At 69.0% G+C, this 26,937-nt stretch carries 29 protein-coding genes; 15 read left to right on the top strand and 14 right to left on the bottom strand.

All coding sequences use genetic code 11. The features are described 5' to 3' along the window. The first annotated feature begins 35 nt into the window (after nucleotides 1-35). A complete protein-coding gene (locus OHA18_RS36950) occupies nucleotides 36-1,361 on the top strand; it encodes a M20/M25/M40 family metallo-hydrolase (protein ID WP_329000020.1) in 1,326 nt (441 codons plus the stop codon). A 5-nt stretch (nucleotides 1,362-1,366) separates the two neighbouring features. Next, nucleotides 1,367-1,672, top strand: a complete 306-nt coding sequence (locus OHA18_RS36945) for a chorismate mutase (protein ID WP_329000019.1) — start codon at nucleotides 1,367-1,369, stop codon at nucleotides 1,670-1,672. Here the strand turns inward: OHA18_RS36945 and OHA18_RS36940 are convergent. The 3 genes from OHA18_RS36940 to OHA18_RS36930 form a co-directional block, all read right to left on the bottom strand. Continuing rightward, nucleotides 1,669-4,116, bottom strand: a complete 2,448-nt coding sequence (locus OHA18_RS36940; RefSeq protein WP_329000018.1) for a glycosyl hydrolase — start codon at nucleotides 4,114-4,116, stop codon at nucleotides 1,669-1,671. The genes OHA18_RS36945 and OHA18_RS36940 overlap by 4 nt on opposite strands. A 77-nt stretch (nucleotides 4,117-4,193) precedes the next feature. Continuing rightward, complete coding sequence (locus tag OHA18_RS36935) at nucleotides 4,194-4,439, bottom strand: hypothetical protein (RefSeq protein ID WP_329000017.1); 246 nt, start codon at nucleotides 4,437-4,439, stop codon at nucleotides 4,194-4,196. 42 nt (nucleotides 4,440-4,481) lie between these two features. Next, nucleotides 4,482-5,342 carry a LysR family transcriptional regulator gene (locus OHA18_RS36930; protein ID WP_329000016.1) on the bottom strand — a complete coding sequence of 287 codons (861 nt, stop codon included), beginning with the start codon at nucleotides 5,340-5,342 and terminating at the stop codon, nucleotides 4,482-4,484. Between the two features lie 73 nt (nucleotides 5,343-5,415). On the opposite strand from OHA18_RS36930, the gene OHA18_RS36925 reads away from it, so the two are divergent. Next, nucleotides 5,416-6,756, top strand: a complete 1,341-nt coding sequence (locus OHA18_RS36925) for an MFS transporter (protein ID WP_329000015.1) — start codon at nucleotides 5,416-5,418, stop codon at nucleotides 6,754-6,756. Nucleotides 6,757-7,317: 561 nt separating this feature from the next. Here OHA18_RS36925 and OHA18_RS36920 read toward each other — a convergent pair. From OHA18_RS36920 to OHA18_RS36910, 3 genes are read right to left on the bottom strand one after another with little or no spacing between them, the layout of a single operon-like run. Further along, on the bottom strand, nucleotides 7,318-8,136 hold the full coding sequence (locus OHA18_RS36920; protein WP_329000014.1) for an ABC transporter permease: 819 nt from the start codon (nucleotides 8,134-8,136) through the stop codon (nucleotides 7,318-7,320). Next, nucleotides 8,096-8,923: an ABC transporter ATP-binding protein gene (locus tag OHA18_RS36915; RefSeq protein WP_329000013.1), complete on the bottom strand. Its 828-nt coding sequence runs from the start codon at nucleotides 8,921-8,923 to the stop codon at nucleotides 8,096-8,098. The genes OHA18_RS36920 and OHA18_RS36915 overlap by 41 nt, the downstream gene beginning before the upstream one ends. Next, nucleotides 8,920-9,384, bottom strand: coding sequence for a MarR family winged helix-turn-helix transcriptional regulator (locus tag OHA18_RS36910; protein ID WP_329000011.1), 465 nt, complete (start codon nucleotides 9,382-9,384; stop codon nucleotides 8,920-8,922). The genes OHA18_RS36915 and OHA18_RS36910 overlap by 4 nt, the downstream gene beginning before the upstream one ends. Before the next feature lie 95 nt (nucleotides 9,385-9,479). On the opposite strand from OHA18_RS36910, the gene OHA18_RS36905 reads away from it, so the two are divergent. Then, the gene (locus OHA18_RS36905; RefSeq protein WP_329000010.1) at nucleotides 9,480-9,896 is read left to right on the top strand and encodes an ester cyclase; all 417 of its coding nucleotides are present in this window, start codon (nucleotides 9,480-9,482) and stop codon (nucleotides 9,894-9,896) included. 2 nt (nucleotides 9,897-9,898) lie between these two features. Further along, complete coding sequence (locus OHA18_RS36900) at nucleotides 9,899-10,933, top strand: LuxR C-terminal-related transcriptional regulator (RefSeq protein ID WP_329000009.1); 1,035 nt, start codon at nucleotides 9,899-9,901, stop codon at nucleotides 10,931-10,933. Here the strand turns inward: OHA18_RS36900 and OHA18_RS36895 are convergent. Together OHA18_RS36895 and OHA18_RS36890 are read right to left on the bottom strand one after the other, a co-directional pair. Further along, nucleotides 10,908-11,093 (bottom strand): DUF5703 family protein, encoded by a 186-nt coding sequence (locus tag OHA18_RS36895; RefSeq protein WP_130448421.1) that lies wholly within the window; start codon nucleotides 11,091-11,093, stop codon nucleotides 10,908-10,910. The two genes, OHA18_RS36900 and OHA18_RS36895, sit on opposite strands and share 26 nt — an antisense overlap. A 32-nt stretch (nucleotides 11,094-11,125) precedes the next feature. Continuing rightward, nucleotides 11,126-12,067, bottom strand: a complete 942-nt coding sequence (locus OHA18_RS36890) for an aldo/keto reductase (RefSeq protein ID WP_329000008.1) — start codon at nucleotides 12,065-12,067, stop codon at nucleotides 11,126-11,128. A gap of 51 nt (nucleotides 12,068-12,118) precedes the next feature. Here OHA18_RS36890 and OHA18_RS36885 point away from each other — a divergent pair, with 51 nt between their 5' ends. Further along, nucleotides 12,119-13,171, top strand: a complete 1,053-nt coding sequence (locus OHA18_RS36885) for an LLM class F420-dependent oxidoreductase (RefSeq protein WP_329000007.1) — start codon at nucleotides 12,119-12,121, stop codon at nucleotides 13,169-13,171. Beyond that, nucleotides 13,171-13,998 carry an undecaprenyl-diphosphate phosphatase gene (locus OHA18_RS36880; RefSeq protein WP_329000006.1) on the top strand — a complete coding sequence of 276 codons (828 nt, stop codon included), beginning with the start codon at nucleotides 13,171-13,173 and terminating at the stop codon, nucleotides 13,996-13,998. The genes OHA18_RS36885 and OHA18_RS36880 overlap by 1 nt, the downstream gene beginning before the upstream one ends. Before the next feature lie 147 nt (nucleotides 13,999-14,145). Here OHA18_RS36880 and corA read toward each other — a convergent pair whose 3' ends face one another. After that, nucleotides 14,146-15,099: a magnesium/cobalt transporter CorA gene (corA, locus tag OHA18_RS36875; protein ID WP_329000005.1), complete on the bottom strand. Its 954-nt coding sequence runs from the start codon at nucleotides 15,097-15,099 to the stop codon at nucleotides 14,146-14,148. 66 nt (nucleotides 15,100-15,165) lie between these two features. On the opposite strand from corA, the gene OHA18_RS36870 reads away from it, so the two are divergent. Genes OHA18_RS36870 through OHA18_RS36860 form a run of 3 tightly spaced genes read left to right on the top strand, consistent with a single transcriptional unit; the run spans nucleotide 15,166 to nucleotide 17,240 of the window. Next, nucleotides 15,166-15,861: a histidine phosphatase family protein gene (locus OHA18_RS36870; protein ID WP_329000004.1), complete on the top strand. Its 696-nt coding sequence runs from the start codon at nucleotides 15,166-15,168 to the stop codon at nucleotides 15,859-15,861. Nucleotides 15,862-15,873: 12 nt separating this feature from the next. Further along, nucleotides 15,874-16,449, top strand: coding sequence for a DUF3090 family protein (locus OHA18_RS36865; protein ID WP_329000003.1), 576 nt, complete (start codon nucleotides 15,874-15,876; stop codon nucleotides 16,447-16,449). Beyond that, nucleotides 16,446-17,240 carry an SCO1664 family protein gene (locus OHA18_RS36860; protein ID WP_329000002.1) on the top strand — a complete coding sequence of 265 codons (795 nt, stop codon included), beginning with the start codon at nucleotides 16,446-16,448 and terminating at the stop codon, nucleotides 17,238-17,240. The genes OHA18_RS36865 and OHA18_RS36860 overlap by 4 nt, the downstream gene beginning before the upstream one ends. Here the strand turns inward: OHA18_RS36860 and OHA18_RS36855 are convergent. Further along, nucleotides 17,237-17,935, bottom strand: a complete 699-nt coding sequence (locus OHA18_RS36855) for a DUF6882 domain-containing protein (RefSeq protein ID WP_329000001.1) — start codon at nucleotides 17,933-17,935, stop codon at nucleotides 17,237-17,239. The two genes, OHA18_RS36860 and OHA18_RS36855, sit on opposite strands and share 4 nt — an antisense overlap. Nucleotides 17,936-18,036: 101 nt before the next feature. Between OHA18_RS36855 and mshC the strand changes: the two genes are divergently transcribed. After that, nucleotides 18,037-19,257: a cysteine--1-D-myo-inosityl 2-amino-2-deoxy-alpha-D-glucopyranoside ligase gene (mshC, locus tag OHA18_RS36850; protein ID WP_329000000.1), complete on the top strand. Its 1,221-nt coding sequence runs from the start codon at nucleotides 18,037-18,039 to the stop codon at nucleotides 19,255-19,257. Nucleotides 19,258-19,294: 37 nt separating this feature from the next. On the opposite strand, the gene OHA18_RS36845 is transcribed toward mshC, so the two are convergent. From OHA18_RS36845 to OHA18_RS36835, 3 genes are all read right to left on the bottom strand, one after another. Next, a complete protein-coding gene (locus tag OHA18_RS36845; protein ID WP_328999999.1) occupies nucleotides 19,295-20,188 on the bottom strand; it encodes a hypothetical protein in 894 nt (297 codons plus the stop codon). A gap of 11 nt (nucleotides 20,189-20,199) precedes the next feature. Continuing rightward, nucleotides 20,200-20,970: a L,D-transpeptidase gene (locus OHA18_RS36840; protein WP_328999998.1), complete on the bottom strand. Its 771-nt coding sequence runs from the start codon at nucleotides 20,968-20,970 to the stop codon at nucleotides 20,200-20,202. A 99-nt stretch (nucleotides 20,971-21,069) separates the two neighbouring features. Beyond that, nucleotides 21,070-21,900: a polysaccharide deacetylase family protein gene (locus OHA18_RS36835; protein ID WP_328999997.1), complete on the bottom strand. Its 831-nt coding sequence runs from the start codon at nucleotides 21,898-21,900 to the stop codon at nucleotides 21,070-21,072. A 52-nt stretch (nucleotides 21,901-21,952) separates the two neighbouring features. On the opposite strand from OHA18_RS36835, the gene OHA18_RS36830 reads away from it, so the two are divergent. Continuing rightward, on the top strand, nucleotides 21,953-22,318 hold the full coding sequence (locus OHA18_RS36830) for a MerR family transcriptional regulator (protein ID WP_328999996.1): 366 nt from the start codon (nucleotides 21,953-21,955) through the stop codon (nucleotides 22,316-22,318). Here OHA18_RS36830 and OHA18_RS36825 read toward each other — a convergent pair. Continuing rightward, a complete protein-coding gene (locus OHA18_RS36825) occupies nucleotides 22,315-23,163 on the bottom strand; it encodes a PAC2 family protein (protein WP_130448409.1) in 849 nt (282 codons plus the stop codon). The genes OHA18_RS36830 and OHA18_RS36825 overlap by 4 nt on opposite strands. 212 nt (nucleotides 23,164-23,375) lie before the next feature. On the opposite strand from OHA18_RS36825, the gene OHA18_RS36820 reads away from it, so the two are divergent. The 3 genes from OHA18_RS36820 to OHA18_RS36810 all read left to right on the top strand — a co-directional run bounded on the left by OHA18_RS36820 (nucleotide 23,376) and on the right by OHA18_RS36810 (nucleotide 26,929). Continuing rightward, a complete protein-coding gene (locus OHA18_RS36820) occupies nucleotides 23,376-24,029 on the top strand; it encodes an HAD family hydrolase (protein WP_328999995.1) in 654 nt (217 codons plus the stop codon). A gap of 66 nt (nucleotides 24,030-24,095) precedes the next feature. After that, a complete protein-coding gene (locus OHA18_RS36815) occupies nucleotides 24,096-25,661 on the top strand; it encodes an ABC transporter substrate-binding protein (protein WP_328999994.1) in 1,566 nt (521 codons plus the stop codon). A gap of 275 nt (nucleotides 25,662-25,936) precedes the next feature. Continuing rightward, nucleotides 25,937-26,929 (top strand): ABC transporter permease, encoded by a 993-nt coding sequence (locus tag OHA18_RS36810; RefSeq protein WP_328999993.1) that lies wholly within the window; start codon nucleotides 25,937-25,939, stop codon nucleotides 26,927-26,929. Nucleotides 26,930-26,937: the final 8 nt, after the last annotated feature.

Raw genomic sequence — 26,937 nt, 5'->3', positions numbered from 1 at the left:
TGCCTCCACCGGCCCGGTGAGAGAGGATGGTCCGCATGACGACCTCCAGCGACCGCCCGTCGTACACCCCCGATGCCGAGGTGGTGGAGCTCTGCAGTGAGCTGATCCAGATCGACACCACGAACTACGGCAACGGCAAGAGCAACGGGGAGCGGGTCGCGGCCGAGTACGTCGCCGCGAAGCTGGACGAGGTCGGCATCGAGTCCACGATCTACGAGTCGGAGCCTGGCCGCGCGACGCTGGTCGCCCACTGGGACGGCGAGGACCAGAGTGCGGACCCGCTGCTCGTCCACGGGCACCTGGACGTCGTACCGGCGGACCCGAAGGACTGGAAGGTCGACCCGTTCGCCGGGGAGATCTTCGACGGGTGCGTGTGGGGTCGCGGCGCGGTCGACATGAAGGACTTCGACGCGATGGTGCTGTCGGTGGTCCGGGCGCGGCAGCGCGCCGGCGTGAAGCCGCGGCGGCCAGTCCGCCTCGTGTTCACCGCTGACGAAGAGGCGGGTGGGGTGTACGGCGCCCAGTGGTTGATCAACAACCACCCGGACACGGTCGCCGACTGCACCGAGGGTATTGGCGAGGTCGGTGGCTTCTCGATCACGGTCAAGGACGACCTCCGGCTGTACCTGATCGAGACCGCCGAGAAGGGCATGAACTGGATGCGGCTCAAGGCCCGCGGTACGGCGGGTCACGGGTCGATGGTGAACACCGACAACGCGGTCACCAACCTGGTCGAGGCGGTCACCCGGATCGGCGGGCACGAGTGGCCGCTGCGGGTCACGCCGACGGTCCGCGAGTTCCTGAAGACGCTGGAGGACGTGCTCGAGGTCGAGCTCGACCCCGACGACATGACCGCGACGCTCGCGAAGCTGGGCAGCTTCAGCCGGATGTTCGGCGCCACCATCCGGAACACGTCGAACCCGACGATGCTGAACGCCGGCTACAAGGTGAATGTGATCCCGGGCGACGCCGAGGCGCACATCGACGGGCGGTTCCTGCCCGGGTACGAGGACGAGTTCTTCGCGACGATCGACGAGCTGCTCGGCGACAAAGTGCAGCGGGAGACCGTCGTCCAGGACATCGCGCTGGAGACCGAGTTCAGCGGCGGCCTGGTCGAGGCGATGCAGGCGTGCCTCGCGGCCGAGGACCCGCAGAGCCGCACTGCGCCGCTGTTGATGTCGGGCGGTACGGACGCCAAGTCGTGGAGCCGGCTCGGAGTGCGGTGCTTCGGGTTCGTGCCGCTGCAGCTGCCGCCGGACCTGGACTTCATGGGCATGTTCCACGGCATCGACGAGCGGGTGCCGACGTCGGCCCTCGAGTTCGGCTCCCGCGTCCTGGACCGCTTCCTGGATCAGGCCTGACGGCTGTGATCGCAGACAACGCCACCGAGGAGCTCACGCGGCTCCGCAGCAGCATCGACAACATCGACGCCGCGCTGATCCACCTGCTGGCCGAGCGCTTCAAATGCACGCAGCAGGTCGGTGCCCTCAAGGCCAGGACGGGGATGCCGCCGGCCGACAAGTCCCGCGAACAGGCCCAGGTGGCCCGGCTCCGTGCCCTCGCCGCCGAATCCGGTCTCGACCCGGTCTTCGCCGAGAAGTTCCTCGCCTTCGTCATCGCCGAGGTCATCCACCACCACGAACGCCTCGCCGAGGCGCGCCCCGCGGACTAGCTGGTTCTCCGTGACGCCCGGACGATCGTCGGTACGGCGAGCAGGCCGGAGTTGAGGTAGTCGGCCGCGCGCTCGACGTGCTGGAGATCGAAGCGGCGGCCGAACTCGGCCGTGACGTCTGCCGCGGTGTCCAGCAGGTGCTGGTCGGCGGAGAGCGCGTTCGCGGCGGTGTTGTGTACGACGATGCGTAGGGTGTTGGTGCCCGGTCGGGCGGCGTCGGTGAGGTCGACGCGGTACGGCGGCGCCCAGAGCGTCCCGCACCGGGTGTCGTTGAGCCAGATCTCGGCGGCCACACCGACGGGTGGGGTGATGAGGGCGCGGTAGGAGTTGGGCGGGAGATAGGGCTCGCTGTCCGGCGCTACGTGCTCGCCGGGGCCGAAGTCCAGGAACAGCCTGCCGTCCGTGTCGGGTAGGTGGAGATCGGTCTGGTACGTCGCTGCGCCCGAGTACGTCGCCAGCGCCGGGTCGTCCTCCCAGCGATGGGGGAGTGTCACCGGACGGACGTCGTTGTCAAAGGCAACCGACCATTGACCTAGAACTGCACCGACCAACTGGTCCTCGACGCCGGCCGAAGCAGTTGCCTCAGGTGAGGCGGTGGGGACCAGGACGACTGCCTCGTAGGGGTGGAGGGTCGTGGTGCGGGTGGTGGTGATCTCGTCAGAGAGCGCTCTCCACTGTTCCATCGGGTGTTCGAAGGTCAGTGTGCGCGGCTCGGAGCCGGTGTTGGCGACGAAGTAGATGTCGCCATCGTCGAGGCGGCGATGGACTACCCCGATGTCCTGCTGCGGGATGATCGGCGCCGGCGGGAGATGGTCCGCGAGGGTGGCGACGTCGGTGATGACCGTGCCGCCCGCCGCGCGGACTGCATCCAGCCAGCGTTGGGTCCCGACCGGCGTGGTCGTCCCTTCGGGTACGACGACCAGTGGGGCGTCGGCGGGGTCGAGGATCGTGAGCGCGTCGTCGTCGATCAGGTCGAAGTCCAGCCCCGCTTCCCGGATCGTCCGGGGAGCGCTCTCCGGGATCAGGCGGCGTACGACGCGGTACAGGTTGAGCGGCTCGGGACCGCCTGCCCCGGCGTACGCGTCGGACGCCGGGATGTAGATCTTGACCGGGCGCACCGGCGTACCTTGCTGGAGGAGCCAGGACAGCCGGTGCAGCGAGGCGAACAGATCAGTTGCCGCCGGCCACCATGGGTTGCGGTCGTCGAGGGCGCCGGCTGCGTAGAAGATCCAGCCGAGGCCGGGACCGTTCGACGGCGAGTACGGCCAGCCGTGCCCGATGAGCTGGTTGACGCCGGACAGGAAGTGTTCGTGCGCCTCGCCTTGAAGATCGAGCGGCGTTGCGCGGAACGACGGCGAGTGCACCCACGTCCAGACCTCCGCCGACACGACCGACCGCCCGTACAGGTTGGCGGCCGACGACGCCCAGCGCGTTTCCGGGATCCGCGTCCAGCCCCAGCCCTCGCCCTCGAACAGGTCCGCGAACCGGTAGCTGCTCATCGTCGCCGGCGGCTCGCCGTAGCTCTGGATGCGGAACGGTACGCCGTGCCCGGCCGCCCAGCGCTGGAACACCTTCAGGAAGTTGTCCTCGTACAGCTCCGACAACGTCCGCCCGAAGTCGATCCGCACCTGCCTCGACTCGTCGGCGTCGACGAGCAGCTCGTACAGCCGCGGTCGCAACTCGTAGCCCCGGCGCTTGGCGAACTCGTCGAAGATCCCCGGCGTCCAGTCCGCGCCGTACACCTCGAGGCTGTCGCAGAACACCGACCCGAGCAGCTCAGGAGTCGCCGCCTGCAGCAGCGGCTCGGCGACCCGCCTGATGTGCTCGTCCGCCGCAGCCGCCGAGTAGTGGTCGAGCGTGTGGCCCTCCGCGCCCGCAGCGGTCCGCTTCACCTGCTGCCCGGTGACCCGCGACGTCGCGATCAGCACCTCGCGCGGCTGCCCGCCGGCCGGAACGTGGACTGTCCCGTCGCTTACAGGAACCTCGACGTACGACGATGGGGACGACCCATCACCCACGAACGCCGCGACGAACTCGTCACCGGGCCAAGCAGCCACAACGGGCACGTCGTACGCCGCCGCGCCGATCTCGCGGCGATCCCAGTGCAACTGCCGTGCGGCGTGCTCGGGTCCGATGTGCCCGCCGCCGTACGACCACCCGCTGCCCAGCGTCACGTCGAACCGCAGCCCGAGCGAGTGCGCCGTCCGCGCCGCGTGCCCGACCAGCTCCAGGAGCTCCGGCGAACCGAACGGCGCAGTGACCGGCCCCATCGGATAGACGAACGCGACCTCGACCCCACCGAGCCCGGCCGCTGCCATCGCCCGCAGCTCCCGGTCCAGTTCGTCCCGCTCGACCGACGGTCCGAACCACCACCAGCGCATCATCGGCCGCCCCTCGGGCGGCGGGTTCCGGAACTGTCGTCGTACGTCGTCGACGGTCGCCATAACCTTCACCCCACAGGGGCGGCGGCCAACGGTCAACGAGGATGACCACTACCGGTCAGAACTGGTCACGCCTGACGTCAGCAGGTACTGACCGACGGCGTACGCCGCCACCGGGATCCGCCGGCTACCGAGGCCGGGGGAGAGCACAGCAGCGGCGGCGCGTCCTGCGTACGCGACCACTGCCACGGCGACGGCATCAGCGTCGCCTTGCTGGCCTCCTTGAGGATCTTGCCGTCAACAGCAACGGCCGCCACCTGCACGACCGCCGCTCCCAAGAAGCCCACCAACACCCGCCGCCCACGCGCCAACCGCCCCAGGTTCATGTCCCCGAGTCTGCCGCCTCCGGCGCCCCGACTCACCGTTGTTCACGACAAGTTCAACGTGGCGCGGAGGTCGCGGAGGTGGGCCATGAGGGGCTTGGGCGGAGTCGGCGTGGTGACCACGGAGAGGGTGAGGCGGTAGCGGAAGGGCGCGGTCGCGAGGTGTTCGCCGGGCCGGAGTTCGGTGGCGAGGGCGGTGCGGGGCACGAGTGCCAGGTGGGAACGGCGGCGAGCCATGGCGACAGTGGTGCCGAGGTTGACGCCGCGGCGCGGAGTCGCGCCCAGGGCGACCAGGCGGGCGTGGATCTCGTCGACCCCGCGATCGTAGGTCGCGAACACGATCGGCCTGCCGTTGAGCGGCTGCCGGCCGCGACCAGGTGGACGGGCGCCGGACGGCACGAACAGGACGAGGTCGTCGTAGCCGATCCGCCGGGCGACGGTGCCGCGGGGGAGCGTCATCTGCTCGGCGATCGCGATGAAGGCGGCGTCCATGGTTCCCTCGGCGACGCGCTCGACCAGGAAGTGGCCGTGGTCGACCTGCTGCTCGATGTCGACGTCGGGTAGCAGGGCGTCGAGGACCGGGAAGAGGATCGGCGACAGGCCTCCGAACGTGCCGATCACCAGGCGTTGACCGGTGGCGGCCGCCCGGGTCGCGTCGTACACCTCCTCGAGGTGGCGAAGGATGTGGTCGGCACGGCGGGTGAGCTCGGCGCCGGCCGGGGTCGGCCGGGCACCGCGGGTGTCGCGCTCGAAGAGCGTGGTGCCGCACGTCCGCTCCAGCCGACTCAGCCGCTGCGAAGCCGACGGCTGCGAGATGCGCAGTTCACGGGCTGCGGTGGCGACGGCGCCGGTGCGGCTGATCGCCTGGACCAGGCGCAGATCCTCGACCGATGGTAATGAGGCCATAGGTTCAGCCTATGGCAATCACCCAACTGCCGATGGGTACCTGAACAGGCCGGATTCGCAAAGAATCAAGGGCATGAGGCCCCGGACCGAAGCGATCGCGTTGCTGGCCGGGGGAGGAGTGGCGGACTTCTCGCTCCGGTTCACGCAGATCGCGCTGCCGCTGGTGATCCTGCGGGAGACCGGCTCCGTCGCCGCGACCGGACTGGTCGGCGGTGTCGCGGGCGCACCGATGCTGCTGTCGCCGTGGTGGGCGCGAAAGGCCCGCCAATGGGTGGATTCCGGTCCGCGGCTCGCCGTGGTCGCCGCGATCTCCGCGCTCGGGCTGGCGTCCGTGCCGGCAGGGGCCGAGCTCGGGCTGCTCACGCCGGCACTGCTCGTCCTGAGCGGGTTGCTCCTCGGCTTCGGTGACGCGTTGTCGAGTCCGGGCCGATCGGCGCTCCTGGCCGACACCGGGGACCGCTGGCGCGAGGGACAGGCCGTCGTACTGCTCACGTGGCAGGACGGCCTCCGCAGGATCGGCATGCTGCTCGGACCTTCTGCCGGTGCGTTGGCTGTGGCGACCGGCCTGACCAACAGTCTGCTGTGGATCGAGGCCGTCGCAGTACTCGTTGCCGGTCTTCTCGCCTGCACGGTGCGGGCAGAGCGCGCTCCAGAGGGTACGCCGACGCCGTCGATCCGGTTGAGCCTCAAGGGCCGGCCCGGCGTTCTCTACGGCTGGATCATCCGCGGCACCGGCTGCGTGATGTGGTTCGCGTTCAGTCTCGGCTTGTCGATCGTCGGCGAGCACCGCGGGCGCCCGGGGGTCTACCTGGCCGCCGGCATGACCGGGTACGGCGTCGGCTCGCTGATCGGTTCGGCCGTATCGCTGGCGGTGATCCGGCGCATCAAACCAGTGCCGCTGGAAGCGGTCGCCTGGGCCTGCGCCGGTCTGTGCTTCGTGGGCATGGGGCTGTGGACGACACCGCCGGCTATCGCGGCGCTGGGAGCGGGCGCCGGCCTCACTGTGGCCATCGGGAACGCCGCGATCTCCCAGCTGATCGCCCGGGAATCATCGGGCCCCGAGCGGCGCGCGTTGTTGTCAGGGCAGACCGTGGTGACGAATGCGGGCAGCTCGGCGGGCCTGCTGGTCGGTGGACCGATCATCGCGACGATCGGCGCGGAGACAACGCTGGTCGGCGCCGGGACGGTCACGGCGATAATCGCTGGACTCGTACTGCTGCGGTGCCAGACTGCAGCACATGGCAGCGATCGTCATCACCACCCTGGCCGAGCGGCCTCAGTATCTGGAGCAGCTGTACGACTTCGCCGACGTCTGGCCGGCGTTCATGCACAACGACCCGATCGGGAACGCGTTCATGGGACGGGTGCCGGTGCACTTCCCGGACCAGTGCGTGGTGGCGACCGAGGACGGTGAACTGATCGCGCACGGCCGGAGCATTCCGTTCGTGTACCCGGACGAGAACCGCACCGCCCTACCGACCGGCGGGTGGGACCGCGTCCTGCACTGGGGCTTCCAGGACCTGCGCAGCGGCCGCGAGCCGAATGTGTCCAGCGCACTGGAGATCCTGATCCGCCCGACCCACCTCGGCCGCGGGCTCTCCCATGACATGCTCGCCGCGATGCGCCAAGCCGTGAAGGCGAAAGGCCACACCGCCCTGTACGCCCCGCTCCGCCCCAACGGCAAGACCGATCCGCACCAGCCGATGACGGAGTACGTCGACCAGCTGCGGCCGGATGGTCTACCCGAAGACCCGTGGCTGCGCGTCCACGTCAAAGCCGGCGGGAAGATCGTCGAGGTCGCGCCACGGTCGATGGTCATCGCCGGCACCCTTGACGAGTGGCGCGAGTGGACCGGCCTGCCGTTCGACACCACCGGCGATGTCGTCGTACCGAAGGCCCTGGTGCCGGTCCACTGCGACGTCCGCCACAACCACGCCGTCTATGTCGAACCCAACGTCTGGGTCCGCCACGATCTCTAACGCGCGAGACGGCTGAGGAGGGCCGATGCGGCGCAGATGCCGGCGAACGCGGCGACGATCAGGACGCCGAAGTCGAGCAGGTAGTTGGTGGGCTGGCCGATCAGGAGACCGCGCAGAGCGCTCACTTCGTACGTCAGCGGATTGGCGTGGCTCAGCACCTTCAACCAGCCGGGCATGATCGCGATCGGGTACAGCGCGCTCGACGCGAAGAACAGCGGCATCGTGATCGCCTGCCCGATCCCCATCAGCCGATCGCGCCGCAGTACCATCCCGGCGATCGTCATCGACAAGCAGGAGAAGAACGCGGCGCCCAGTACGACGACCACGAGCACCGCCAGGATCTTCAACGGGTTCCAGGTCAGGTGTACGCCGAGCAGCGCGGCCACGATCAGCACGACGATCGCCTGCGAGATCGTCCGTACTCCGGCCGCGAACGCCTTCCCGGCCACCAGCGCGGAACGCGGTGAGGGCGTGACGAGCAGCTTCGTGAGAATGCCGGCGTCGCGTTCCCAGATGATCTGGATGCCGTAGAAGATCGCGACGAACAGCGCCGACTGGGCGATGATGCCCGGCGCGAGATAGTCGAGGTACGGGACGTTGCCGGTCGGGATCGCCCGGATCCGGCTGAACGTCTGGCCGAAGATCACCAGCCACAGGATCGGCTGGATCGCCCGCGTGACCAGCTCGGTCCGGTCGTGCCGCAGCTTCTGCAGCTCGATCAGGCAGAACGTGCCGATCCGCGAGAACAACCGGAGCGCGGCGCGCGGCCGGCTCTCAACCCATGCGCTGGGCGGTGCGACGGGTGCCACGGACATCGCGCAGGCCTCCCTTCTCCGAAGCCGCAAGGCTTTCGCCGGTGTGGTGCCGGAACACGTCCTCGAGGCTCGCCTCGGGACCCAGTTCGGCCTTGAGATCAGTTGGCGAGCCGACGGCCCGCAACCGGCCCAGATGCATCAGCGCAACCCGGTCACAGAGGATGTCGGCCTCCTCCATGTAGTGCGTGGTCAGCAGCACGGTCATCCCGTACCGCTTCTGCATGTCCTGCACGCGCGCCCACACCGAGTCCCGCGCGACCGGGTCCAGCCCGACCGTCGGCTCGTCGAGCACGAGCAGCGCGGGCCGGTTGACCAGCGCCTGCGCGAGCTCGAGGCGGCGGACCATGCCGCCGGAGTACGTCGACGCGAGCCGGTCGGCGGCATCGGTGAGGTCGACGATCTCGAGTACTTCGGCCACGCGGGCGGCCCGTTCACGCCGAGGTACGTCGAACAACCGGGCGAACCAGGAAACGTTCTCCCGGCCGGAGAGCGCTCCCTCGATGGACAGCTGTTGCGGGACGTACCCGAGCATCCGCCGTACCGACATCGCGTCGGTGCGGACGTCGAGGCCGAAGACCCGGACCGTGCCCGACTGCGGTGGATAGAGCGTGTTCAACACTCGGAGCGTGGTCGTCTTGCCGGCGCCGTTCGGGCCGAGCAGACCGAAGCACTCGCCGGGGGCGACGGTCAGGTCGAGGCTGTCGACCGCGAGATGGTCGCCGAACTTGTGACTGAGCCCGGTGATCTCGACGGCCGGCGCCGGTGGTGATGCGGGTTCCGCACTCATACGCGCTCCTCGATGTCCTGCTCGGATGGGGTGAGCCGCTCGGCCAGTACGCCGAGAACGGGTAGCACCGCCTGCAACGCGTCACGGTCGGCGGGGTCGAGACCGTCGAGGGCCTCGGTGACGAGGGCGGTGCGGCGATCACGCCAGGCCTCGACCTGCTCGCGCGCCGGCTCGGTCAGGGTCAGCCGGGCAACCCGACGGTCGCTCTCGTCCGATCTGCGCAGCAGCATGCCGCGCTCGGTGAGTTGGCCGACCAGGGTCGACACCGTGTTGGCGACCAGGCCGAGCTCGGCGGCCGCCTCGGCGACGGAGATGCCCGGATTGCGGCGCACGAGCCGGACCAGCTCCGCCTGCGAGCCGGTCAGCGTGCTCAGCGCCGGCGGGCGTCCCGCCGATCGGCGGAGGCGGCGGCGCACCAGCCCGATCGCGGCGAGCAGGTCCTCGGCGAGAGTCTCGGTCACGCTCCCGACGATACCTCTGTCGCAGAGATATTTCATCGGCAGAACCCCAACTAATCGGGGTACAGCCCGGATCCGGACCCGCGCACGATCGACCTATGAGCACAACAGAGAGCAACAAGACCGTCGTCAAGGACTTCATCGACGGACTGTTCACCAAAGGGGATCTCGGCGCCGTGGACACGCACCTGGCCGAGGACTTCATCAACCACGACCCGCCGTTCGGCGTCACGCCGGACCGCGAGGGGATGCGGGAGGCCGGGAAGATGATGCGGGCCGCGTTCCCGGACTGGCACAGCGACCTGCACGCGCTGATCGCGGAGGGGGACCTCGTCGTGGAGCGCTTCACGGCCGGCGGGACGCAGCGCGGCGAGGTGATGGGCGTGCCGCCGAGCGGGAAGACCGTCAGCCTGCCCGGGATCAACATCTGGAGGCTCCGGGACGGGCTGATCGTCGAACGCTGGGGTTTGCTCGACGACCTCGGATTCCTGCGGCAACTCGGCGTAGCATCCTGATCATGGGGGCGGGGGATCGCCTTGAGGTGCTGATCCAGCGTTGTTACGCGGGGCTGGACGCCGATCAGTTGCGGTCCGAGATGCTCGGGCGGCTGCGGGGTGTGCTGACGGTCGACGCGGCGTTCTTCGCGACGGTCGATCCGGCGACGGTGCTGTTCACCTCGGCGATGGTCGACGAGCCGCTCGGTGCGATCACCGAACAGTTCATCGCGAACGAGTTCGGGCAGGACGACGTCAACAAGTTCGCCGCACTGGCCGGCGGCCGGGATCCGGTGCGGTCGCTCGGCCAGGCGACGAGGGGCGAGTGGGCGAACAGCCCGCGGTACGTCGAGTTGATGCGCCCGCTCGGTCTCGGCGACGAGCTCCGGGCCGCGCTGATGTCGAACGGCCGTTGCTGGGGCGTCCTGTGCCTGCACCGCGAGAACGCGGAGTCAGGCTTCGCCGAACCCGAGATCCAGCTGGTACGACGGCTTGCCCCGCACCTCGGCGAGGGACTGCGCCTGGGCCTCCGAGCACCCGCAGCAGACACCGGGCCGGTTGGATCTGCTGCGGTTGGTCCTGGGGTGGTGGTGCTTGATGGGATGCTGCGGATGCAGTCGATGAGTTTTGAGGCGGAGTACTGGATCTCGGAGCTGGGACCGGGGGAGCAGTTGCCGGTCTCCGTGCGCTCGGTGGCGGCCCGGATGCAGCTCGACGGGGCGACTGCGCGGCTGAAGGTCCGGACGCGGGGCGGCGAGTGGCTCGAGTTGCAGGCGTCGCGGCTCGGTGACGACGGGCAGATCGTGGTGGTGATGGAGCCGGTGACACCGGCCCAGCTGGGGTCCTTGCTGCTCGATCTGCACGGCCTGACGCCGGCTCAGCAGCGGGTGACCGAGCTCCTGCTGCGCGGCTACTCCACGCGGCAGATCGTCGAGCGGTTGTGCCTGTCGCCGCACACCGTGCAGGAGCACGTACGGGCGTCGTTCGACAAGGTCGGCGTCGGGAGCCGACGGGAGCTGGTGAGTGTGTTGCTCAGAGGGTCCGCATCACGCGGATGATGCGGCGGCGGAGCCAGACGCGGCGGGTGCCGTCGGGATAACGACGCAGACGGGCAAGCTCCCACCCGCCGTACTCCGCGTGCTCGGTGAGCAGTCTGCGCACCGCACCGCGGGACTCCGTCCTGGACACCTCGAACTGCTGCAGCTCGTATTCGGCCATCCGCACCTCCACCTACGGGAACAACCAAACCCTCACGAAACATCCTCCAGCGCCGCGGCGATCGCGGGCGGAAGGGTGAGTTCCTCCACTCCGAGCACTGACTTCAATTGCAGCGCAGTCCGGGCCCCGACGATGGCCGCCGACACGCCGGGCCGGTCCCGCACCCAGGTCAACGCCACCTCGAGCGGGGTCCAGCCGAGCCCGTCGGCGGCTCGCGCGACCGCCTCCACGATGCCCGAAGACCGCGCGTCGAGGTAGGGGTCGACGAATCTGGACAGATGCTGAGACGCCGCCCGCGAGTCCGCCGGGATGCCCGTGCGGTACTTCCCGGTCAGCACGCCCCGGCCGAGCGGGGACCACGCCAGGATCCCGATCCCGAGCCCGGCGGCGGCGCGCAGCGCGTCCACCTCGGCGTCCCGGGCGAGCAGCGAATACTCCACCTGGTTGGACACGGGGATCGCGCGGCCCGGCCAGGCCTGCTGCCAGGTGACGGCCCGGGCGGACTTCCAGCCCGCGTAGTTCGAGATGCCGACATAGCGCACCTTGCCTGAGCTGACGGCGTGGTCGAGCGCGGAGAGCGTCTCCTCCAGCGGCACGTCGTCGGACCAGGTGTGCAGCTGCCACAGGTCGATGTGGTCGACGTTCATCCGGCGCAGCGAGCCCTCCAGGTCGCGCAGCAGCGCGCCGCGGGAGGTGTCGGTGATCCGCTCGCCCCGGCGGACGCTGAAGCCGGCCTTGGTCGCGATCACCAGGTCGTCGCGGTCCACCACGTCGCCGAGCAGCGACCCGATCAGCAGCTCGCTGTCACCGTCGCCGTACGCCGCGGCGGTGTCGATCAGCGTGCCGCCGGCGGACACGAACGCCGCCAGCTGCTCGCGCGCCTCGTGCTCGTCGGTGTCCCGGCCCCACGACATCGTGCCCAGGCCTAGCCTGCTCACCGCCAGTCCACTGTGACCGAGATAGCGCTGCTGCATGACCCGAGCCTATTGCGGGCCACCGACAACCTCTCGCTAGGCTCGCCAGTCATGCGACTCGGACTCAACATCGGCTTCGTGTACGGCGGCGACGATCACCTGGACCACCTGAGGCTGGTGAAGGAGGCCGAGGCGCTCGGTTTCGCGGTCACCTGGGCCGCGGAGGCGTACGGCTCGGACGCCGCCACCCTGCTCAGCTGGATCGCCGCCCAGACGACCACGATCGACGTCGGCGCGGCGGTCTTCCAGATTCCCGCCCGTACCCCGGCGATGACCGCGATGACCGCGGCCACCCTGGACCGGCTGTCGAACGGCCGGTTCCGGCTCGGCCTCGGCGTGTCCGGCCCGCAGGTGTCGGAGGGCTGGCACGGCGTGCGGTTCTCTCAGCCTCTGCTCAGGACGCGTGAGTACGTTGACATCGTGAACGCGGCCATGCGGCGCGAGACAGTGGCGTACGAAGGCAAGTACTTCACGCTGCCGCTGCCCGACGGACCGGGCAAGGCGCTGAAACTGACCGTGCGGCCGATCCGCGACCACGTGCCGGTGTACCTGGCCGCGGTAGGCCCGAAGAACCTCGAGCTGGCCGGCGAGATCGCCGACGGCTGGCTCGGCATCCTCAACGATCCCGGCTTCCTTGGAGAGCAGTTGAATCACATCAAGGCGGGCCGCGCGGTCCGTCAGCAGGACCTCGACGGATTCGACGTCGTGGTCACGACCCCGCTGATGACGGGGGACGACATTCAGGTGGCGGCGGACCCGGTCCGTGGGTACGCCGCGCTGTACATCGGCGGCATGGGCAGCCGGGAGAAGAACTTCTACAACGCGCTCGCGGTCCGGATGGGGTACGCCGAGGAGGCGAAGGAGATCCAGGACCTGTACCTGGACAAGAAGCACCGCGAGGCGATGGCCGCCGTACCGTTCGGGTTCCTCGACTCGATCTCGCTGCTCGGTTCGAAGGAGCGGATCGCGGACAAGCTCACGGCGTACGCCGAGGCCGGGGCGACGACCGTCGCGCTGACGCCGTTCGCGTCCACGGTCGAGCAGCGGATCGCCGACCTGCACACGGCCGCCGAGGCCCTGGAGCTGTCCGGAGTCGGTAGCTGATGACGATCTGGGACTCCATCATCCTCGGCATCGTCGAGGGCCTGACCGAATTCCTGCCGGTCTCCAGCACCGGCCACCTGACGATCGTGTCGAAGATCCTCGGACTGAAGATCGACGACCCTTCGATCACCGGGTTCACCGCGGTGATCCAGGTCGGCGCGATCGCCGCCGTCGTCCTGTACTTCTGGAAGGACATCTCCCGGATCGCGGTCGCCTGGGTCCGCGGGCTGGCGAAGCCGGAGCACCGCGGCGAGTTCGACCACCGGATGGGCTGGTACGTGATCGTCGGCTCGGTGCCGATCGTGATCGTCGGGTTCTTGGCGCGGGACCTGATCTCCGGCCCGCTGCGCAGCCTGTGGTGGGTGGCCGGGGCGCTGATCGGCTGGTCGGTCGTGATGGTCGCCGCCGAACGTATCGGCACGAAGGAACGCCCGCTGACCCGCATCACGTTCGTGGACGCGCTCGTCATGGGCCTCGTCCAGTGCCTCGCGCTGATCCCCGGCATCTCCCGCTCCGGCGCCACGATCTCCGCAGGCCTGTTCCGCGGCCTCGACCGCGTAGCTGCGACGAGAATCTCGTTCCTGCTGGGCATCCCGGCGCTGGTAGGCGCAGGCGTCTACGAACTGAAGGACGCCCTCCACGGCAACGTCGGCGCCGGCCCACTCCTCGTCGGCACACTCGTCAGCTTCGTGGTGGCTTATGCCTCGATCGCCTGGCTACTCCGCTTCGTGGCCAAACACACCATCGAGGTCTTCGCCTTCTACCGCGTCCTCCTGGGAATAGTCCTGGTAATCCTCCTGGCCACGAGCACGATCACCGCCACCTGAGGAACGCACCCCTCGCCACGCCGGCCCCTATTTCCCTGGCTTGCCAGGGAAATAGGGGGTTCCGTACCCATGACGCGAGTGGGTAACCCCCAACCTGGTGGGTCTGCCAGGCAAATTGGTGGGTCTGCCAGGCAAATGCGCTGCTGGCTACAGCCAGCCGACCTTCCGGAAGAAGCGGTACATGGTCGAGCAGACGACGGCCATCAGCAGCAGTACGCCGTAGTACCCGAAATGCCACCGCAGTTCCGGCATGTTGTCGAAGTTCATCCCGTAGATCCCGGCCAGCATCGTGGGGACCGCCGCGATGGCGACCCACGCGGAGATTTTCCGCATGTCATCGTTCTGCTGGACCGACACCCGCGCCAGGTGTGCGTTCAGCGCCGACTGGAGCAGGGTGTCGATGGACTCGGTCTGCTCGGAGACGCGGCTGAGGTGATCGGCGACGTCGCGGAAGAACGGGCTCGCCTTCGGGCCGAGGCCGGCGACGCCGTGGGCGAACTGCTCCATCGGTTCGCGCAGCGGGTCGATCGCCCGCCGCATCTCGAGCACCTCGCGCTTCAGCCGGTAGATCCGCTCGGCGTCGCTGGTCCGCTCGGGGGAGAACACCGAGCTCTCGATCTCGTCGACGTCGATCTCGACCTGCTCGGCAACGGTCTCGTACTGGTCGACGATCGCGTCGCAGATCGCCCACAGGACGGCGGCCGGTCCATGCCCCAGCATGGAGGCGCGCTCCTCGAGTTGATGCCGCGTGGTCGCGAGCTCGCCGCCTTCACCGTGCCGCACCGTCACGACGTACCGCTGGCCGATGAACGCGGTCACCTGCCCGGTCTCGACCGCGTCGCCCTCGTCGACGTACCAGAGGGTCCGCAGTACGACGAGGATCGTGTCGCCGAACCGCTCGACCTTCGGCCGCTGGTGGATCTGCAGCGCGTCCTCGACCGCCAGGTCGTGCAGGTCGAACAGCCGCTGCACGCGCTGCATCTCGGCGTGCGACGGGTCGTGCAGCCCGATCCACCCGAACGACCCGTGGTCGTCGTCGATGGCCTGGGCAACCGTCTCGGGGTCCTTGGGCAGATCCTGCCGTTCCCCCTCGGCATACACCCCGCAATCCACGATCACCCCACCATCATGGCACCACGACTTGCCGGACCGGATAACGTGCACACCATGCCCACGGTGATTCTGGTCCGTCATGGCCGTAGTGCCGCGAACACGTCCGGTACGCTCGCCGGCCGCACGCCCGGCGTGAAGCTGGACGACGCCGGCGTCAAGCAGGCCGAGGCGGTCGCGCAGCGCCTCGCCGAGCTGCCGCTGGCCGGGATCGTCACTTCCCCGCTCGAGCGCTGCAAGCAGACCGCGGCCGCGATCGCGAAGCACCATCCGGAGTTGCGTCCGGCAACCGACCGGCGGTTGACGGAGTGTGGGTACGGCGACTGGACCGGGAAGAAGATCGCGACCCTGGCGAAGGACCCGCTGTGGACCGTGGTCCAGCAGCACCCGTCCGCGGTCACGTTCCCGAACGGTGAGTCGATGCGCGGGATGCAGCAGCGAGCGGTCGACGCGATCCGGGCGCACGACGCGGAGTTTGCGAAGAGCCATGGCAGCAACGCGATCTGGGTCGCGGTCTCGCACGGCGACGTGATCAAGGCGATCGTGGCGGATGCGCTCGGCCAGCACCTGGACACGTTCCAGCGGATCGTCGTGGACACCGCCTCGACGACCATCATCACCTACACCGCGACCCGCCCGTTCCTGGTCCGGCTGAACGACTCCGGCAGTGAGCTCGCCTCACTGATCCCTAAGCCGTCAGCGAAAGGCAAGCCCAAGAAGCAATCCTCGGACGCAGTGGTCGGCGGACGGTAATAGGGTCTAGATATGGCGCGAGTTGTACATACCTATGAGGACCCCGAGCGGTTCGTCGCCGGCACCGTCGGGGAACCAGGTGCGAGGACGTTCTTCCTGCAGGCCCGGGCCGGGCAACGGCTGACGTCGGTGGCATGCGAGAAGGAACAGGTGATGGCACTCGCGGAGCGGCTCGACGTGATGCTGGACGAGGTCGCCCGGCGCTTCGACCGCGACCCGGTCACGCAGACCGCGGTGGACGACACCGCGCCGCTGGAGCAGCCGATCGAGGAGGAGTTCCGGGCCGGCACGATGACGCTGGCCTGGGAGGCCGACGCCGAGCGGGTGGTGATCGAGGTGTTCGCGGTCGTCACCGGTGAGCAGGCCGACCTGGAGGAGACCGACCCGGTCACCGCCGCGATGGAGTCCGACGACGCCGAGGTGTTCATCGTCCGGATCACCGAGGAGCAGGCCCGGGCGTTCGCGCGGCGCGCGGTGGCGTTGGTCGCGTCCGGCCGCCCGAGCTGCCCGTTCTGCGGCCGTCCGATCGACGCCGACGGCCACATCTGCCCGCGTGCCAACGGCTACCGCAGGCATCTGCCGGAATGACGATCGATCCGGAGCTCCTCGCTCTAGGGGAGCTGTCGTTGCACGGCCGCCTGGTCGCGGCGTCGAACGGCACCTACCAGGGCTCGGTCAGCCTGGACGGCGAGACCGCGACCGTGGTCTACAAGCCGATCGAGGGGGAGCGGCCGTTGTGGGACTTCCCCGATGGCACGCTGGCCCAGCGGGAGTTCGCGGCGTACGTCGTCTCCGAGGCGCTCGGCTGGTCGGTGGTGCCGCCGACGCTGTTGCGGGACGGGCCGCTCGGCGAAGGCATGGTGCAGTTGTGGATCGACGAGGCCGAGCTCGGACCGGGGGAGACCGAGCTGGTCGACATCGTTCCGCAGGGCCAGGTGCCGAAAGGCTGGGTCGGCGTGCTGGAAGCGCTCGACGGCCGCCACAACCCGGTGACGCTGGTGCACGCGGACAACGACGCGTTGCGGCGGATGGCCGTGTTCGATGCCGTGGTCAACAATGCCGACCGCAAGGGCGGCCACGTGCTGAACCCGGGCGACGGCCGGGTGTACGGCGTGGATCACGGTGTCACGTTCAACGCCGACGACAAGCTCCGGACGGTGCTGTGGGGCTGGGCCGGTGACCCGATCCCGCCCGCCCTGCTCGACGACGTACGGCGGCTGGCGGACGGGCTCGCTGGTGGCCTGGGGCAACAACTGTGCGAGCTCATCACCACGGTCGAGCTGACCGCGACCCGGGAACGCTGCGCGACCCTGCTGAAGACCGGCGTCTTTCCGTACCCGAGCGACGACTGGCCCGCGATCCCCTGGCCGGCGTTCTAGGTCCTCGGCTCCACGCTCACGTTGCCGAGGCGGCCGTGGTCGTCGAACGATGTGACGATGACGCTGCCGTTGGCTGCCGTACCGCGGATCGCGTCCGGCGCCTCGTCGTACTGCAGGCCGAAGTTCTGGAAGTAGCCGCGGACGACCTGCCGGTGATCGGACGGGAACACGCTGACGGCGGTCATCAGCAGGCGAGGCGTGGCGATCGGGTCGAACCCGGCCAGCGGCAGCTGCTCGTCGGCGACGTGCAGGTACACGTGGCCGCGGCCCTCGTTGATCGCGGTCGACCAGACGCCCCGACCACCCAGTACGGCGCCGGCGGTGATCGCGAGCTTGATTGCGGCCTGGGCCGGCTCCGGGAACCCGCTCAGGTCCGGGCTGTCGGCAATGAACTCCGCGATCCCGTGCTGCCCGCCGAACTCACGCACCGCCACCGTCGGCGCGACAGCCGGCGCGTCCGGGCCGAAGCCGGGGTTCGCCCAGCCCCACAGCCAGGTCTGATCGAGCTCCGAGAAGCTCCCGAGCAGCGAGATCCCACCGAGGACGCCGCGCTCACCGGTGAGCGTACGGGCGTCGAGGTCGGCCTGCAGCGTGCCGGATCCGACCGCCTCGTTGAACAGGTCCTGCTGCTGGATCGCGGCGGCGGCGATCCAGCCGCCGTACGCCTGGAACTCGGGACTGAAGTCAGCGCTCATCGCGGGCGACGTTAGCGGCCGCAAGGGTCGGGCCGCCGGCAGGACCACGGATTGGAACCGTGTCGCGTCATTGAAAATCGGACTGGCATAAGCTCCGACACATGCAGGCGTGGACGAAACCAGACATCCCGGTCGTACCCGGGCCGGCCCGGCGGCTGCGCCTCTACGACACCGCCTCCCGCGGCCTGGTCGAGGTGCCCCCGACCGACAGCGCGACTGCCCGGATGTACGTGTGCGGCATCACACCGTACGACGCGACGCACATGGGCCACGCCGCGACGTACGTGACGTTCGACCTGATCAACCGGCTGTGGCGGGACAACGGGTACGACGTCCACTACACGCAGAACATCACCGACGTCGACGATCCGCTGCTCGAGCGGGCGACGGCGACCGGCGTCGAGTGGACCGACCTGGCGGCGCGCGAGATCCAGCTCTTCCGCGACGACATGACCGCGTTGCGCGTGATCCCGCCGCAGGACTACATCGGCGTGGTCGAGTCGATCGACCTGGTCGCGGACGCGGTCGAGGACCTGCGCCGGGCCGGGGCCGTATACCCGGTCGACGGAGACCTGTACTTCGCGGTCAAGACCGACCCGCGGTTCGGGGGCGTGTCCAACTACGACCGCGAGACGATGACCGAGCTGTTCGCGGAGCGCGGCGGCGACCCGGACCGGGAAGGCAAGCAGGACCCGCTGGACAGCCTGCTCTGGCGGCATGAGCGGCCGGGGGAGCCCGCCTGGGACTCGGCGCTGGGCCGCGGCCGGCCCGGGTGGCACGTGGAGTGCTCGGCGATCGCACTGAAGTACCTCGGGATGACGTTCGACGTCCAGGGCGGTGGGTCGGACCTGATCTTCCCGCACCACGAGATGTCGGCGAGCGGTGCGCAGGTCGCGACCGGCGAGCATCCGTTCGCGCGGGCGTACGTGCATCAGGCGATGGTCGGCCTCGACGGCGAGAAGATGTCGAAGTCCAAGGGCAACCTGGTGCTGGTGTCGAAGGAGCGGCTGGCCGGCGCGGACCCGATGGCGATCCGGCTGGCGCTGCTCACGCACCACTACCGCACGGACTGGTTCTGGACGGCGTCGGATCTGACCGATGCGCAGGCGCGGCTCGATGTCTGGCGCGGCGCGATCGGGCGTGGCGCCGGCCCGGACGGTGCGGCGGCCGTGGACGCCGTACGCGCTGCGCTGACGAACGACCTGGACACGGTGGCGGCGCTGGCTGCGGTGGATGCGTGGGCCGAGAGCGAAGGCGATGACCACGAGGCGCCTGCGCTGGTTGCCCAGGCAGTGGATGCCTTGCTGGGCGTGAAGCTTTAACACAAGGCCCCGACCAACTGGTCGGGGCCTTCGTGTCTTAGCCGGTGACCGGCTGGTGGGTCTTGACCGGGGTCGGCACCGGCGCGGCCGGCGGGGTGTCGAGCTGCGGGGGAGCCGGGTTGTCCGGCTGGGGCTTCGGCTTCGGCATGGGCTTCGCGGCCGGCTTGGCGCAGGTCGCCGACGCCAGGTTGATCACCTCGGCGCCGCCGCCGAGGTTGATGCTCAGGCCGGTGATCGTGAACGAGCCGTCCGAGTGCTTGCCCTGGCTGTTGACGCTGATGGCCGCCAGCGGGTTGGACGGCAGGGACGCACCCTGCTTGGTGCTCGGCAGCTTGAGGGTCTGACCGAGCAGCGTCACCGTGCCGAGGTCGACGCCGCCGGAGTCACCCGAGCAGTAGACGTTCAGCGAGTCGATGGCGAGCAGCGACTTCGGCGGGTTGAGCAGCAGGTTGCACAGGTCGGGGAGGTTCTTGACCGGCAGGTCCTTGGTGCTGAGCTTCGGCAGCGGCAGGCCGAGGTCGGGCAGCGCGATGTCCGGGAGCGGCAGGTCGTCGGCGCCGGTCTTCGGCAGGCTCGCGCACTGCTGCTTCAGCTCCGGCGGAATCTGCACCTGGCTCAGGATGTCGGGACCGACCACGATGTCGAACAGCTCGACCGAGGCCGAGTCGTTGCCCGCGGTCGCCGTACCGGCCCGGACCGAGAGCAGCGGGTTCGTCGGGAGCTCCAGCGCGGACGTCGTCTGCCGCTTCCCGTCGAGCGATTCGGCGTACGGCGTCTTCGGGATCGGCACCTGGCCTTCCGCGCTGACGGCGTACGCCGACGACGGCCGGGCGGCTGCGTTGCCGACCGGCGCACTGGCGACCAGGCTGAACGTCACGACCCCCGCGACGGCCGCAGCCGTCAGCACAGTCGGAGTCAACTGTCGTCGCATTCGGAATCTCCTTATTTGCTGTCGATCAGGACGAGTGTCCCGAGCGGAACCTTCTGCAGGTCGGCGAGTGCGGTCTTCGGCACCCGGACGCAGCCCGCACTGATCGCCGCCCCGAACACGTGGGGATTCGGCCAGCCGTGGATCGCGACCGTACCAGGCCCGCCACCGAACGAGTCCAAGGTGGGACTGTGCGCACCCAACGGGAGCACGATCGGCGACGCCGAGCGCTTGTGGTCGATGATCGAGCCGAGCAGGAAGGTCCGGCCGGGCGGCGTCGGCGTCTTCTTCGCGCCGACTCCGGCCTTCCAGGTGCCCTGGCTCTTCCCGTTCAGGAAGAGCTCGATGGTCCGCGAGCTGGTGTGCACGCGGATCAGGTACGACGACGAGGCGCGGTCGAGGTCGTCGTCCTGGAGCCAGCCGGTGGACCGGTTCGGCTTGGAGGGGAGCAGGACCCGGACCCAGCCGTCGGTCTGCTCGACCACCGGCAGCCAGGTCGGCCCGAACTGGCTGGGCCCGATCTTGCCGAACGCGTCGGCGTCCGGGGCGGTGAACAGGGCTGCCTCGGCGCGCGGGTGGACGACCAGACCGTTGGTCCCGGAGAACGGCTGGGTGTCGAGCGGAGCGGTGGCGATCGTGGTGGCGGTCGTCGAGGCCGTCAAGGTGGTGAGGTCGACGGTGACGTGCTTCGTCTTGTTGCCGACGATGCCGACCGCGGCGACGATGCCGAGCAGCACGAGCACAGCCAGGGCAGGGATCGAGCTACCGCCCCGCTCGTTGCGCATGTCGTTACTCCCCGTGCTCCCGGTGACGGCGCGCCGTCACCCCCCAGTTATCCGGACGAGAATAAACCCATTAGTAACAACGCGCCATGCCCAGCCGGGTTACGTCGCCGAGTAGTGCGACGCGATGTCGTCACTCGTCGTCAGCCAGACGTCGCTCTGCGAGGCAATGTAGTCCAGCGCGAGGTCCAGGTACTTCGCCCGGAATGCCTGCCCGATCACGAACGGGTGCAGCGCGAGCGCCATCACCCGGCCGCCTTCTTCCCGGAGTACGTCGTACTGGTCCTTGACCATCTGCAAGAAGTCCGGGCCGGTCAGGCCGCGGAGGAAGAGGCCGAGGTCGTTGAGCTCGACGGTGTACGGGACGCTGAGCATGCCCGGGACATTCAGGCGGTACGGCTGATCGTCGTTGGTCCAGTCGAGGACGTACTGGTAGCCGAGCTCGGCGAGCAGCTCCGGGGTGTTGTGCGTCTCGGTCAGAGCGGGTCCCATCCAGCCCTTGGGGCGCCGGCCGGTGGCGGACTCGATCGTGGTGGTGATGTCGGTGAGGATGCGGCGTTCCTCGTCCGGCTCGTAGCCGGTGTGCAGGGTCGAGTTGGTCTGTCCGTGGGCGAGCCAGGCCCAGTCGCGTTCGACGCCGGCCTTGATGATCTGCGCGTTGTGCTCGGCAACCATCGAGTTGACCAGGGCGCTCGCGCGGACGTCGTACCGGTCGAGGATGTCGATGGTGCGCCAGACGCCGACGCGGGCGCCGTACTCGCGCCAGCCGTGGTTCAGCGGATCGGGCTTGAGGTCGAGCGGCCAGATGCTCGTGGAGGGTTCGTCCGGCAGGAAGTGCTCGATGTTCAGGCCGACGTAGAACGCGACGCGCTTGCCGTCGGGCCAGTCGAGGGCGGGTCGTTCGGGCAGTGGGCTGTAGTCGTAGAGCGTCATGCCTGGACGGTAAAGTCTGACATCAATGTCAGGTTCAAGTCCGGGAGGCGCTGTGCGGATCGGGGAGCTGGCCGAGCGGACCGGCGTCAGTGTGCGGTCGCTGCGGTACTACGAGGCGCAGGGACTGCTCGTGTCGGAGCGGACGACCGGCGGCCAGCGTGAGTACGCCGAGCGCGCCGTCGACCGGGTGATCCTGATCCAGGAGCTGTTCGCGGCCGGGCTGCACAGCAAGAAGATCGCCGAACTGCTGCCCTGCATGCGGGACCCGGACGGCGGCCCGAACGAGCGGGCCACGCCCGAGCTGGTCATCGAGCTGACCGCCGAACGGGACCGCATCGACCAGATGATCGCCGACCTCGCCACCTCGCGAGCGGTCCTCGACGACGTCATCACCACCGCGTCGCGCGAAATGCCCTAGTCGCTCGGGTGGTTCTTGTTGCGCCGCCTGAGGTAGCGCTCGAACTCCGCCGCGATCGCCTCGCCGGTGGCCTCCGGGAGGTCGGCGGTGTCGCGCTGCTCCTCGAGCGACTGCACGTACTCCGCGACCTCGGGGTCCTCTTCGCTGAGCTCGTCCGCGCCGCGCTGCCAGGCCCGGGACAGCTCCGGCAGGTCGCCCTCGGGGATCGCCAGGTCCAGCAGCGCCTCGATCTTGCCGAGCAACGCGAGCGAGGCCTTCGGGCAGGGCGTGCCGGCGATGTAGTGCGGGATCGCGGACCAGATCGAGACCGACGGGACGCCGAGTGTGGTGCACAGATCCGCGAACACGCCGGTGATGCCGGTGGGGCCTTCGTACGTGGACGCCTCCAGGCTCCACGACGCGGTCAGCTCCGGGTCGGAAGACGTCGCGGAGACCGGGATCGGCCGGGTGTGCGGCGAGTCCGCGAGCAGCGCGCCGAGCACGACGACGATCTGCGCGTTGGACTCGTCGACGATCTCGAGCAGCTCGCGGGAGAACGCACGCCAGCGCATGTTCGGCTCGATGCCGCGGATCAGCAGCACGTCGCGGCCGGTGTCGTCGGGCCGGGCCAGGTAGATCCGGGTGGTCGGCCAGGTCAGCCGCCGGACGCCGTCCTCGTCGAGGCCGACCTGAGGCCGGTTCACCTGGAAGTCGTAGTAGTCCTCGGGGTCGATCGCCGTGACGAGCTCCGCGTCCCACTCGTCGACGAGATGGTCGACCGCTCCGGTGGCCGCCTCGGCCGCGTCGTTCCAGCCTTCGAACGCGGCGATCACGACCGGGTCCCTCAGGTTCGCGAGGTCAACCACTCGCAGGCCCCCTGTCGTCTGTGTAGCCAAATCCGGCGGGGTCGCCGGAACCGGACTGCCAGCCTACGTGTTCCGGCCGGGCCATGTGCCCGGTTTCACGCCCAGCGGAACGTGTCGGTGAGACCCGAAATGTCCGGACCTGGGGTGACCAGAGAGAATGGAGGCGAGCTGATCGATGGAGACGGCCATCGACGACGTGTGAGGAGCGGTAGTTGCCGGCCCTGCAAGCGGTGCTGTGGGACATGGACGGGACGTTGGTCGACTCCGAGAAGGTCTGGGCGGAGGTGCAGCTGGAGCTGCTGGCCGAACTCGGCGCGACCTGGACGATCGAGGACTGCATGACCTTGATCGGCAGCGACCTGCGCGATGCCGTCCAGGTCTGGATGGCGCGGATCCCCGCGGGCGTGATCGCCGCCGAGGAGCTGGCCGACCGGATGTTCTCCGCGGTCATCGAGGCGCTGCGCAAGGACGTCACGTTCCAGCCCGGCGCGCTCGAGCTGCTGCTGGCACTGCGCAAGGACGACGTGCCGTGCGCGCTGGTCTCGGCGTCGTACCGGCAGATGATCGACGCCGTGCTGCTGCACCTGCCGCCGGATCCGTTCGACGTGATCGTCGCCGGTGACGAGGTGACGCTGGGCAAGCCGAACCCCGAGCCGTACCTGACCGCGGCCGCCAAGCTCGGCGTCGACCCGGCGAACTGCGTGGTGATCGAGGACTCGATGACCGGCACCCAGGCCGGCACGGCGGCCGGCGCGTACGTCGTCGCCGTACCGCAGTGGATCACGATCCCGGAGGCGTCACGCCGGCTCGTGGTGAAGTCGCTCGAACCGCTCACCCCGGAGTCCCTGCGCTCCCTGCTCCGTTGACGAGCTACCGTCACTTACTGCCCGCGGGGGCGTTGTTCGGGGTAATGGCTGGGGAAGGGTGAGACGGTGAGCGAGTGGGTGCGCCGGATGTCGGCGGCCGTGGCTGTTGGTGCGCTGGGGGTGTCCCTGGCTGCCTGTGGCCAGCCGGACGACAATGCGCCACACCCCGGTGAGTCCTCGCCGAAGCTGATGCTGCTGCGGCTGGCGACCACGGACTCGATCTCCTCGCTGGACCCGGCCGGCCCGTACGACGTCGGCTCGCGCACCGTCCAGGCGAACCTGTACCAGACGCTGCTCACGATCCTGCCCGACAAGCCGACCCCGGTGCCGGACGCGGCGGACTGCCAGTTCGACTCGCCGACGACCTATACGTGCAGTCTCAAGGAGCACCTGACCTTCCCGAACGGGCACGAGTTGACCTCGTCGGACGTGAAGTTCAGCTTCGACCGGCTGGTGAGGTTGAAGACGCCCGGGGGAGCGGCGCCGCTGTTCTCGTCGGTGAAGTCGGTGAGTACGCCGGACGACCTGACCGCGGTGTTCAACCTGACCAGCCCCGACGCCCGGCTGCCCTACCTGCTGACCACGACCGCCGCGTCGATCGTCGACGAGCAGTCGTACCCGGCGAACAAGCTGCTCGACACGAAGGCGATCGGCAGCGGGCCGTACCAGCTCGCGGCGTACAAACCCGGCGCGGAGCTCACGCTCGCCAAGTTCGCCGGGTACCACGGGCCGCGCGCGGCGCAGAACGACGGCGTCACGATCAGCGTGCTGAAGGACTCGACCGCGCTCTACCAGGCCGTCACCACCGGCAAAGCGGACCTCGCCTTCCACGGGTTCGGTCCCAGCCTGCTGGACAAGCTGCGCAAGTCCGACCAGGTCCAGGTGATCGAGACGAACTCCGCGGAGATCCGGTTCTTCGCGTTCCAGATGAAGTCCCTGATGTCCCGCAAGCCCGCGGTCCGGCAGGCGGTCGCGCAGCTGATCGACCGCCCGGCGATCGCGAAGAAGGCGTACGGCGAGCACGTGTCGCCGCTGTACTCCGTGGTGCCGCCCGGGTTCGGCGGCCAGGCCGACGCGTTCAAGACGGAGTACCGGCAGCCGAGCAAGGTGGCGGCCGCGGCGATCCTCAAGGCGGCGAACATCGCCGCGCCGGTCCCGCTCACGGTCGGCTGGACGCCGACGCAGTACGGCGCCGGCGCGAAGGCCGAAGTGCTCGAGCTGAAGCGTCAGCTGGAGGCGTCGGGGTTGTTCCGGGTGACCCTGCGGAGTGCGGAGTGGCCGCAGTACCAGCAGCTGACGAAGGCCGGGGCGTACGACCTGTACCAGTCCGCGTGGATCCCGGAGTACCCGGATGCCGACGACTACGTCGCGCCGTTCGTGACCGACGTGCCGTTCCAGAACGGGTACCGCTCGACCGCGGCCACGAAGCTGCTGCAGCAGGAACGGACCGAGCAGAACGGTCTGAAGCGGGACGAGCTGATCGGACAGCTACAGAGTGTGATCGCGCGAGAGGTGCCGGTGATCCCGACCTGGCAGGGCCGGGTCGCGGTGGTCGCCCACAACGACATCCAGAACGTCCAGGCCGCCGTGGATCCGCTGTCGTACCTGTATCTCTCCGGATTACGGCGCTGATCTCGGCCAGATCTCGGCCCTGATCTCGGCCTTGATCTCGGCACTGACACAAAAATGCCATGGCAGTAACGGTTGGCGAGGCCCTGGCGACCGTGGGTGCGACACCGTGGTTTACTGCGGATCGTCCACGATACGGGACGATTTCCTGACGATCACGATCGGGCAACGCAGCACTTTCCGCGTTTGACTCCGGGCTGTAATGGCGGCAGGTTAAGGCCGCAGCCATACGGGATTTCGTTCCTGTTCAAACCGAACCAGTCAGGGGGGCCTATCGCGTGAGCACGCCACTCGAGGTCGAGCCCGGAGCATCGTCGGCCAAGCCGGAGGCGATTCTCGAGGGTGCCGGCAAGATCGAGGGCAGGTCGCTGTGGCAGATCTCCTGGATGCGGCTGAAGCGCGACAAGGTCGCGTTGGCCGGCGGCGCCTTCGTGCTCCTGCTGATCCTGGTCGGAATCTTCGCGCCGCTCATCTGCAAACTGGTCGGGGTCACCCCGAACGACTTCCACCAGGATCTGGTGGACCCGTCGCTGCAGACGCCGATCGGCAAGCTCGGCGGTGTCAGCTGGGACCACCCGTTCGGGGTCGAGCCGGTCAACGGCCGGGACATCTTCGCGCGGATCGTGTACGGCGCCCGCATCTCGCTGCTGATCGCCTTTCTGGCGACCCTGCTGTCGGTCGTGATCGGCGTCGTGCTGGGCATCGTCGCCGGCTACTTCGGCGGTTGGGTGGACACCCTGATCAGCCGGCTGATGGACATCTTCCTGGCCTTCCCCCTGGTGCTGTTCGCGCTGGCGCTCGTCGGCGCGATCCCGGACAAGATGTTCGGGCTGCAGGGCGACTCGCTGCGCGTCGCGCTGATCGTCTTCATCATCGGCTTCTTCAGCTGGCCGTACATCGGCCGGATCATCCGGGGTCAGACGCTGTCGTTGCGGGAGCGTGAGTTCGTCGACGCGGCCCGGAGCCTCGGCGCGCGACGGCCGTACATCCTGTTCACCGAACTGCTGCCGAACCTGATCGCGCCGATCCTGGTCTACGCGACGCTGCTGATTCCGACCAACGTCCTGTTCGAGGCCGGACTTTCCTACCTGGGTGTCGGTGTGCGCCCGCCGACGGCGAGCTGGGGCGACATGCTCTCCGGCGCGGCGAACTGGTACCAGGTCGACCCGATGTACATGATTCCGCCCGGTTTGGCGATCTTCGTCACCGTGCTGGCGTTCAACCTGTTCGGTGACGGATTGCGCGACGCGCTCGACCCGCGATCCCGGTAGGCGTTTCG

It is taken from the genome of Kribbella sp. NBC_00709 (assembly GCF_036226565.1).
Taxonomy (GTDB): domain Bacteria; phylum Actinomycetota; class Actinomycetes; order Propionibacteriales; family Kribbellaceae; genus Kribbella.
The sequence above is the reverse complement of the archived record's forward strand: the minus strand, read 5'-3'. Positions and strand labels throughout refer to the sequence as shown.

Coding starts and splice junctions, on each gene's coding strand:
- OHA18_RS36865 (WP_329000003.1), top strand. CDS start 15,874: ATGGCGCGAGTTGTACATACCTATGAGGACCCCGAGCGGTTCGTCGCC.
- OHA18_RS36895 (WP_130448421.1), bottom strand. CDS start 11,093: ATGGCCGAATACGAGCTGCAGCAGTTCGAGGTGTCCAGGACGGAGTCC.
- OHA18_RS36900 (WP_329000009.1), top strand. CDS start 9,899: ATGGGGGCGGGGGATCGCCTTGAGGTGCTGATCCAGCGTTGTTACGCG.
- OHA18_RS36935 (WP_329000017.1), bottom strand. CDS start 4,439: ATGAACCTGGGGCGGTTGGCGCGTGGGCGGCGGGTGTTGGTGGGCTTC.
- OHA18_RS36940 (WP_329000018.1), bottom strand. CDS start 4,116: ATGGCGACCGTCGACGACGTACGACGACAGTTCCGGAACCCGCCGCCC.
- OHA18_RS36860 (WP_329000002.1), top strand. CDS start 16,446: ATGACGATCGATCCGGAGCTCCTCGCTCTAGGGGAGCTGTCGTTGCAC.
- OHA18_RS36890 (WP_329000008.1), bottom strand. CDS start 12,067: ATGCAGCAGCGCTATCTCGGTCACAGTGGACTGGCGGTGAGCAGGCTA.
- OHA18_RS36905 (WP_329000010.1), top strand. CDS start 9,480: ATGAGCACAACAGAGAGCAACAAGACCGTCGTCAAGGACTTCATCGAC.
- OHA18_RS36855 (WP_329000001.1), bottom strand. CDS start 17,935: ATGAGCGCTGACTTCAGTCCCGAGTTCCAGGCGTACGGCGGCTGGATC.
- OHA18_RS36920 (WP_329000014.1), bottom strand. CDS start 8,136: ATGTCCGTGGCACCCGTCGCACCGCCCAGCGCATGGGTTGAGAGCCGG.
- OHA18_RS36870 (WP_329000004.1), top strand. CDS start 15,166: ATGCCCACGGTGATTCTGGTCCGTCATGGCCGTAGTGCCGCGAACACG.
- OHA18_RS36930 (WP_329000016.1), bottom strand. CDS start 5,342: ATGGCCTCATTACCATCGGTCGAGGATCTGCGCCTGGTCCAGGCGATC.
- OHA18_RS36950 (WP_329000020.1), top strand. CDS start 36: ATGACGACCTCCAGCGACCGCCCGTCGTACACCCCCGATGCCGAGGTG.
- OHA18_RS36885 (WP_329000007.1), top strand. CDS start 12,119: ATGCGACTCGGACTCAACATCGGCTTCGTGTACGGCGGCGACGATCAC.
- OHA18_RS36915 (WP_329000013.1), bottom strand. CDS start 8,923: ATGAGTGCGGAACCCGCATCACCACCGGCGCCGGCCGTCGAGATCACC.
- OHA18_RS36845 (WP_328999999.1), bottom strand. CDS start 20,188: ATGCGACGACAGTTGACTCCGACTGTGCTGACGGCTGCGGCCGTCGCG.
- OHA18_RS36925 (WP_329000015.1), top strand. CDS start 5,416: ATGAGGCCCCGGACCGAAGCGATCGCGTTGCTGGCCGGGGGAGGAGTG.
- OHA18_RS36840 (WP_328999998.1), bottom strand. CDS start 20,970: ATGCGCAACGAGCGGGGCGGTAGCTCGATCCCTGCCCTGGCTGTGCTC.
- OHA18_RS36835 (WP_328999997.1), bottom strand. CDS start 21,900: ATGACGCTCTACGACTACAGCCCACTGCCCGAACGACCCGCCCTCGAC.
- mshC (WP_329000000.1), top strand. CDS start 18,037: ATGCAGGCGTGGACGAAACCAGACATCCCGGTCGTACCCGGGCCGGCC.
- OHA18_RS36880 (WP_329000006.1), top strand. CDS start 13,171: ATGACGATCTGGGACTCCATCATCCTCGGCATCGTCGAGGGCCTGACC.